The following is a 6,561-nucleotide window of genomic DNA, read 5'->3' as shown; positions in this document are numbered from 1 at the left end:
GAGTTCGATTCTCTCATCCCCTGTTTTCTTAAGCGTCGGAAGCCTTGATTTTACTGGGTTTCCGGCGTTTTTCATTTTGTGGGATTTTCTAACGATGTCACCTATGATGTCAACTAGGAATGATTCCTAGTTTCTAAAAAGATATGACCTGTTTGATTTGTTTTTAATTCATTTCTATTGATTTATTGCTAAAATAGTAGAATCATGTGCAGAAAAGAGGGGCATTACCCCTCTTTTCGATACCTTGAAACTACCAGAATCAGACACACAAACGTGGCGGCAAACAACACCTCAATTCCCATACTGATCTGCACCTTTCCAAGAAGCTCCGGTGTCAGGGAATGATGCCGGCTTAGAATTTCATTTACCTGTTCATACCAGTATACTGGCAGAAACTGGGCGACTTTCAGAACCGATTTGTCCATCACATCCATAGGGACGAAGACGCCACAGAGGAAGCACATGGAAAGAGAAACAATATTGGCTACGCCGCTTAAAATATTGCTGTTTGGAATAAACATTCCAATCAGGTAAGAGAGTGACAGTGAAACTACTAACATAAGCAATGTATTTGCAATATAATAGCCACGAAGTTCAGAATCCCAAAAGGTATTTCCATACATCAGCACTACCCCCAGGATACCAAGAAGCCACAAGAAAGCACCAATTACCCCCATTGCCAGCAATCCTTCCAGGGACTGACGTCTCACTGAAATAGCGGAAGCTTCCATCCGTTTCTGAATATCTCCCTTTTTGAAAGCCATAAGAATATATCCCATGGTATAGCAAAGAGCTCCCAGAAAAAGATAAGGAATATAACGAAAATAATAAGTGTAAGGAACCAGATCACTGCTTGCAGAATCAGAGGAAATCTTGGTGACCGGTTTATGAACTTCGGTTTTTACTGCCTGAACGGCTTCCTCCTGGGAAAAACCGGCAGCAATATAAGTCCGGATGGTACTGATATAACTGCTGATCTGCTGGTCAACATAATAGGAGCTGTAGGATCCTGGAACCTTGGTGACCTTCAGTGGCTGACTTCCTTGAATGCAAGCCTCGTAAAAGTCAGCTGGAATTTGCACAATATATTCCACATTACGGTAAAAGAGATTTTCCTGAAGAACTTCTGGATTATTTTTCATAGGAATTACATTGTGAATCGTGTTAAGATAATCCACAAATCCCTGAGCCAGAACGCTTTGATCTTCCTTTACCACTCCAATATCAATGCTGGTATTTGCATAAAGGCTGTCTTCACTTTTTCCAGCGGCCATCTGCATGACCAGAGCTACGGAAAAGAAAATACCCAGGTATATAATGACCAGCTTCATATTTTGTCTTAAAATTTTCATATAACAGTTAAATACTATCATAGCTTTCCCTCCGGATCAGTAAAAACGAAGCAGTCATTAATATTACGCTCATCACTGCAAGAGTGAACAGGTTGCGGTAATAGCGACTCATATCGTCATATACATTGATGCAGTAAAAAGCATCAGAAATAAGTGCTGCCGGGTTGATCCGGTTAATAACAGGCATATTTTTTTCTACCAGATCCTTCATGGTATTGTTCATAAGTCCTGATAAAAAGCTGCAGACCATGGAAAAACCAAGAATAATACCAATCTTTCCCCCTTCTTTCATTTTTCCAAGACTACCTACAAAAATTCCAATAGAAACCCCGATCAGGGATCCGAAAAAAGAAATAAGCAGCATGGGCCCGATTTTTCCCTGAAAATCCAGCTTTAAAATATAGCGAAGATAGATCAGTAACACGATCACATCGAAATAGCCAAGCAAAAAAGAAGCAATCTGTTCTGAAAGAATCAGCTTCAGTTTATGCGTTGGAGTGACGCAGCGTCGTGCGGCAAGTGCTGTAAGATTGGCCTGAAGAGTTATGGCAGAGCCAAATCCGATAAAACAGCCATAGAGGCAGGTCATTGCAATCAATGCATAGAAAAACTGTGCACTTCCGTTAATAGTCTGTCCGCCAAGTGAAACTTCAGTAAGTGTTTCCTGTTGATTTAGCATCTGCTGGATTCCGTCCCACAGACCGGATGGATGTGTGCGGACTATATTGCGGATGGTACTTTTTCCGGTTTCGTAGCCGGACAAAATGGACTGAAGGATGCTCTGGGGGATTCCGTTGGAAGCCACTGTAAGGGAAGGGGAGCTTCCCACCTGATAAATACCGGAAATTTCTTCATTTTCCAGTTTGGTAAGTGCAGCGGATTCAGATAATTCCTGAGCAGCAATCAGATGATTTCCGTTGTTTTCAATTTGATCCAGAAACATAAGAAACAATGTGTCAGCGCCGTCCTCTTTTACAATTCCAACCTGTACAGTCTCGAAATCAGCATCATCAATATTTCCAAAAGCAAAATAGAACATAGTTCCAAGAAGAATTGGAAAAATAAGAGGCCAGAAAGTGGTTGCAAAGTTTTTCAGCTTTACCAGAAGGTTATATTTGATCAAATGCAGCATGGTAGTCCTCCTTAATCTCGCAGCTGTTTCCCTGTGATTTCCAGAAATACGTCATTTAAAGTAGGCAGCTCAGAGGAAACCTGACCAAAGGAAATATCCTGGCTCTGCAGGTAATTGAGAAGCCGGATCAGGTTGTGACGGGCACCTGTGCACCGTACAGTGAGAATCTGTTCCTCGTAATGCAGGTCAAATACGTGTGGAAGAGCCCGGATGTCAGCCAGATTCTCCGAGGTAAGAGGAATGGCCTCAATAGTAATGGTCTCGCCGGTTTTGATCATTTTTTTCAGCTCCTCTTTGGTGCCGGAGGCAATTACATGACCGTGATCCATAATTGCGATCCGTGTACAGATCTGCTCCACTTCTTCCATATAATGGGAAGTGTAAATGATGGTGGAACCCTGTTCATTCAGCTTCTGAATGCCTTCCAGGATTTTGTTCCGGCTCTGGGGATCAACGGCTACCGTTGGCTCATCCATAATGATCAGACGAGGCTTATGAGCAATTCCGCAGGCAATATTCAGTCGGCGGAGAAGACCGCCTGAGAGCTTCTTTGGACGCATTTTCCGGTAATCGTTAAGATCGGTAAAGGTAATGGCTTCTTCCACCAGTTCTTTTCTTTTCCTCTTATCCGGGACATAAAGCCCACAGAAATAATCAATGTTTTCATAGACAGTCAGTTCGTCAAAAACAGCCACATTCTGCAGCACGATTCCAATCTGCTGTTTTACTTTGTAATTGTCAGGACGCATTTCTTCTCCGAAAATATGAATGCTGCCTTTGTTGTATTTAAGAAGAGAAAGCATACAATTGATAGCTGTAGTCTTTCCGGAGCCGTTGGGACCAAGAAGACCAAAAACCTCTCCTTCCGAAATACTCAGATTTAGGTGGTCAAGTGCCACCAGGTCCCCATATCTTTTTACCAGATTTTCTATTTGAACAATGTTTGTGGACACGATTTTCCTCCTTCGGGTTTTCCCCGTATAGTAGCTGTATCATAAGTTTAGAGCGTGTTTGAAAAAGGATTTCGGCAAGATGTACGTCACAATTTGTGAGAGATTTTGCCCGGATGAGAGCGCCGTAGCGGGCTACGGCAACTGAATTCGGGCGAAATATACCGCAAAGTGGAGCATGCAGATTGCAGGAATGCTTTTTCAAACACACTTTAGTATAAAGGAATAAGGGAAAATCGCCAAGTGCCAGATGTCACGGCCTTCACATGACAAATGTCATAAAATTACAGTTTGCTTCATTCACAAAAACACTTCGCGGAACATTACTAATACATCAAAACTTAATATTCGATGTACTAGTAAACCGTAATGTCATAAAGCGCAGAACCTTCTTTACAGCGCAAGGTCAGTTATACTATAATGAGAGAAATGTCTGTAAGATATATTTGTAAAAAAACAGGTTAAATATTTGATAATTACCGGTTACGGAGTGAACAGCAGTATTTGGAGAAAAATGAGAAAGAAGGTGGCAGAGTGGGGTACTTTTTGGACTGTGGATTGCTGGTATTTTATAGCTTTCTGTCACTTTTTTTTCTGCCGCCAGGGGCGGGTTTTCTGATCGCTTTTTTGAGCTGTGTAAGTGTGATCTGTTGTGGATATGCGGTGAGAAAGAAGGCATTGCAGCTAATCCTTTGCATTTTGTTCGGATTTCTGGGACTGGCTGTTCCAGAGATCTTTATCTTTTATCCATGTCTTTTTTATCTGCTTTTTCATGAAAAAATGAGGGGGCTGGCAGCAGTAGCAGTGCTGTTTTTTCTCTGGAAAATACCTGAAAGCAGGGAAAACATGGGCCTTTTTGCAATGACCGGTGTATTTGGATTTTTACTGGCGTTTTTTATGGAGAGAAATACCGCAAAGAGTCAGATTCTGGAAGAGGAGCTGCGAAGGACCCAGGATGATTCCAAGGAGCGAAGCCTGCTTTTGTCCCAGAAAAATAAAGCTTTGCAGGAAAAACAGGATTATGAGATCTATAATGCTACCTTAAAGGAACGAAACCGGATTGCCAGGGAAATCCACGATAATGTGGGACATGTACTTTCACGTTCAATCCTTATGGTAGGGGCTGCAAAGACCATAAATAAAGATCCCGGGATGACCGCCATGCTAAAAAATCTGGAGGATTCCCTGAACCATGCCATGAACAGCATCAGAAATAGTGTCCATGACCTTCACGACGAAGCAGTAAATTTAGAAGAAGTGGAAAAGAGCCTGGTTCGTGAGTTTACATTTTGCCCGGTGCAGATGGTTTATGATATGACAAGAGAGGTTCCAAGGGAAGTGAAATATTGTTTTATCAGTATTACCAAAGAGGCCTTCGCAAATATTATGAAGCACAGCAACGCCACGAAGGTGCAGCTGATCCTTCGGGAGCATCCGGGACTGTACCAGCTTTGTATAGAGGATAATGGGACAGATGCTTTTTATGATCCGGAAAAATCCGGTATTGGAATTGCAAATATGAAAGAAAGGGTAAATGCCCTGGGTGGAACCTTGCAGATTTTTACGGATAAGGGATTCCGGATTTTTATTACAATACCCAAATGTGGTTGAGGTGGATTCCGATAAAGATACAGTAAAGCGGGCATACAGATTATGAAAAATATTTTTTGAATGTGTTCCGGAAATGAAAGAAAAGCAGGAGTAAGAAATGAAAATAATAATTGTAGACGATGACTGCCTGGTGGCGGGTGCTTTGAAAACCATTCTGGAAGTGAATGAGGATGTGGAAGTGTTAGCGACTGGAGCAGACGGAAAAGAGGCCTGTGAGCTTTATGAAAGGTATGAGCCGGATGTGCTTCTTATGGATATTCGAATGGAGAAAATGGACGGTCTGGAAGCATCCCGGAGTATTTTGTCCAGGCATCCAAAGGCAAATATTCTGCTTCTTACCACTTTTTCCGATGACGAATATATAGTAAAAGCCTTGCGACTTGGTGCAAAGGGATATCTTCTGAAACAGGATTATGGCAGTATTCTGCCTGCACTTCGGGCGGTTTACTGTGGGCAGACAGTATTTGGGACAGAAATAGTTTCCAGGATTCCAGACCTTTTACAGGGAGAAAAGAAGTTTGATTATGGAAAATATGACATTAATGAGAGAGAATTTGAGATGATAGAGCTCATCGCAAATGGATACAGCAATAAGGAGATTGCGGCAGAGCTTTTCCTGAGTGAAGGAACCGTGCGGAATTATCTGAGCATGATTCTGGAAAAACTGCAGCTGCGTGACCGTACACAGGTGGCAGTTTTTTATTACCAGCATAAATAGGAGCGACAGAAGATGAACATACAGAAAATTGGAGACCGGACAGCAGAGCTTTTGAATTTATATTATAACAATGAGATAGAGCCTTTTTTGAACTCTTGTCATGAGGATGTTCTTTGGATAGGACCTGCAGACAAGCAGGTGATCCGCGGAAGAAAAAATCTGGTAGATGCTTTTCACGCTGAGAAACACGAACTGAAGTTTTCTTTGAATAATCTGACGGTGCTGCCGCTTGCCACTACAAGCAGTACGGTGGCAGAGATCATGACTTTTATGCTGGTAGATACGATCTGGCCGGACAACAGTGCAAGCCGGGTAAATCAGCGTATGCAGTTTACCTGGGTGGAGCAAAAAGGTGTGCCGAAGATACGTGTGATCTTTATTTCAAATGCAATTCAGTATGATGAGAGGGATGGTATTTATCCGGTACATTATGATGAGAATTATCGTAAGTTTGTCCTTACAGGAGAGACCAGATCAGAGCGGATTTACGTGAAAGGAATTGATAAGTCCATTCTTTATCTGAACTGGTCCCGTGTGATCTATGTGGAAAGTCTCGGCAATCATACGGTGATCCATACTCTGGATCAGGAGTTTGAGTCTACAGAAAGCCTGAAAACTCTGGAAAAACGTTATGGGAACCTGTTTCTGAAGTGCCACGAGAGTTACATGGTAAACCCGGCACATGTCCATTCTATCCGCAGATTTAAAATGACTGTAACAGGAGGACGGGAACTTCCAGTTCCGGAAAAAAAGTATACGGCAGTAAAAAAGACGCTGCAAAAAATAATTGCAGCCCGT

Annotated in this window: 6 protein-coding genes and 2 pseudogenes; 4 read left to right on the top strand and 4 right to left on the bottom strand. The window is 42.2% G+C overall.

The genetic code is table 11. The features are described 5' to 3' along the window. Nucleotides 1-224 precede the first annotated feature (224 nt). The 4 genes and pseudogenes from PGQ38_RS16425 to PGQ38_RS20190 form a co-directional block, all read right to left on the bottom strand. The gene (locus tag PGQ38_RS16425; RefSeq protein ID WP_204454418.1) at nt 225-1,373 is read right to left on the bottom strand and encodes an ABC transporter permease; all 1,149 of its coding nucleotides are present in this window, start codon (nt 1,371-1,373) and stop codon (nt 225-227) included. Continuing rightward, on the bottom strand, nt 1,360-2,484 hold the full coding sequence (locus PGQ38_RS16420) for an ABC transporter permease (RefSeq protein WP_204454420.1): 1,125 nt from the start codon (nt 2,482-2,484) through the stop codon (nt 1,360-1,362). The genes PGQ38_RS16425 and PGQ38_RS16420 overlap by 14 nt, the downstream gene beginning before the upstream one ends. A gap of 11 nt (nt 2,485-2,495) precedes the next feature. Continuing rightward, nucleotides 2,496-3,425, bottom strand: a complete 930-nt coding sequence (locus PGQ38_RS16415) for an ABC transporter ATP-binding protein (protein ID WP_187565659.1) — start codon at nt 3,423-3,425, stop codon at nt 2,496-2,498. Beyond that, nucleotides 3,373-3,579, bottom strand: a pseudogene (locus tag PGQ38_RS20190) (DUF6783 domain-containing protein); the annotation flags it as partial. The pseudogene PGQ38_RS20190 and the gene PGQ38_RS16415, both read right to left, overlap by 53 nt. On the opposite strand from PGQ38_RS20190, the pseudogene PGQ38_RS20185 reads away from it, so the two are divergent. From PGQ38_RS20185 to PGQ38_RS16400, 4 genes and pseudogenes are all read left to right on the top strand, one after another. Next, a pseudogene (locus tag PGQ38_RS20185) lies at nt 3,517-3,663 on the top strand (DUF6783 domain-containing protein). The pseudogenes PGQ38_RS20190 and PGQ38_RS20185 overlap by 63 nt on opposite strands. 275 nt (nt 3,664-3,938) lie before the next feature. Beyond that, nucleotides 3,939-5,045: a sensor histidine kinase gene (locus PGQ38_RS16410; RefSeq protein ID WP_207758531.1), complete on the top strand. Its 1,107-nt coding sequence runs from the start codon at nt 3,939-3,941 to the stop codon at nt 5,043-5,045. A 97-nt stretch (nt 5,046-5,142) separates the two neighbouring features. Next, a complete protein-coding gene (locus PGQ38_RS16405; RefSeq protein ID WP_118578750.1) occupies nt 5,143-5,763 on the top strand; it encodes a response regulator transcription factor in 621 nt (206 codons plus the stop codon). Nucleotides 5,764-5,775: 12 nt separating this feature from the next. Further along, nucleotides 5,776-6,561, top strand: a 786-nt coding sequence (locus PGQ38_RS16400; protein WP_187565645.1) for a LytR/AlgR family response regulator transcription factor, incomplete at its 3' end; no start/stop codon positions are given.

This window comes from Blautia faecis, assembly GCF_027662325.1.
In the GTDB taxonomy this organism is placed as follows: domain Bacteria; phylum Bacillota; class Clostridia; order Lachnospirales; family Lachnospiraceae; genus Blautia_A; species Blautia_A faecis.
Note: the sequence above shows the minus strand (reverse complement) of the source record. Positions and strands in the feature narration are given on the sequence as shown.

Excerpts from the sequence above, each read along its gene's own strand:
- PGQ38_RS16425 (WP_204454418.1), bottom strand. The coding sequence starts at position 1,373 with ATGATAGTATTTAACTGTTATATGAAAATTTTAAGACAAAATATGAAG.
- PGQ38_RS16420 (WP_204454420.1), bottom strand. The coding sequence starts at position 2,484 with ATGCTGCATTTGATCAAATATAACCTTCTGGTAAAGCTGAAAAACTTT.
- PGQ38_RS16405 (WP_118578750.1), top strand. The coding sequence starts at position 5,143 with ATGAAAATAATAATTGTAGACGATGACTGCCTGGTGGCGGGTGCTTTG.